Source organism: Acinetobacter sp. 243_ASPC, assembly GCF_001054715.1.
Classification (GTDB): Bacteria; Pseudomonadota; Gammaproteobacteria; order Pseudomonadales; family Moraxellaceae; genus Acinetobacter; species Acinetobacter soli.
The window spans coordinates 1-901 of record NZ_JVOR01000072.1; the positions used below are offsets into that span (position 1 = coordinate 1).

The 901-nt window shown below is 46.7% G+C and carries 2 pseudogenes; both read left to right on the plus strand.

The features are described from left to right. Window positions 1–123, plus strand: a pseudogene (locus ADA42_RS07370) (IS6 family transposase); the annotation flags it as partial. A gap of 52 nt (window positions 124–175) precedes the next feature. Beyond that, window positions 176–826: pseudogene (locus ADA42_RS07375) on the plus strand (IS66-like element ISAba46 family transposase); the annotation flags it as partial. Between the last annotated feature and the right edge of the window lie 75 nt (window positions 827–901).

Here is a 901-nt window from a genome sequence, read left to right on the forward strand (position 1 = left end):
GCTTATGCCACAATTAAAGGTATTGAAGTCATGCGTGCACTACGTAAAGGACAAGCATCGTCATTTTATTATGGTCAGCCTCAGGGTGAAGTGTGTCTAATCAACAGGGTTTTCGGTCTCTAAGCACTTTTTAAAGGGAACATCATCGACTCAAATCACTATTTGCAACAGTGCCTTCCTGAATGGCTGGCAGGGCCATCTGGTCTGTGATGATTACAGTGGTTATAAAGCACGCTTTAAATCAGGCGATGTCATTGAGGTGGGCTGCATGGCACATGCACGTCGTAAATTTCATGAACTGCATGTGACCGGGAAAAGTCAGATCGCTGAACAGGCATTAGTGCTGATTCAGAAACTGTATGCCATAGAAGCAGAACTCAGGAAAAAGACCGATAGTACAGCAGAACACCGCCGCGAATACCGACAACAGCACAGCCAACCGGTGATGCAACAACTGTATGAATGGCTCAACCAACATGATCTGACGGTGCCATCGAGTTCTCCAACCGCCAAGGCGATCAATTACAGTCTGAAGCGTTGGCCAGCCTTAAGCCGCTATCTGGATGATGGCAATCTACCCATTGACAATAACTGGGCAGAGAACTCAATGCGTCCCTGGGCATTGGGCCGTAAGAACTGGTTGTTTGCAGGTTCGCTGCGCAGTGGACAGCGAGCGGCAAATATCATGACTTTAATCCAGTCAGCAAAGCTGAATGGCTTGGATCCGTATGCCTATTTAAGTGATGTGCTGAAAAAGCTACCGACACATAAAGTGACCCAGATTGAAGAGTTACTGCCACACTGCTGGAAACCTAAATCGAATTAAAAAATTGGTATGGGATTCAGCGGACGCTTACCTTATATCAAAGTGAAGGGGCGATGGACTTACCTGTATCGTGCA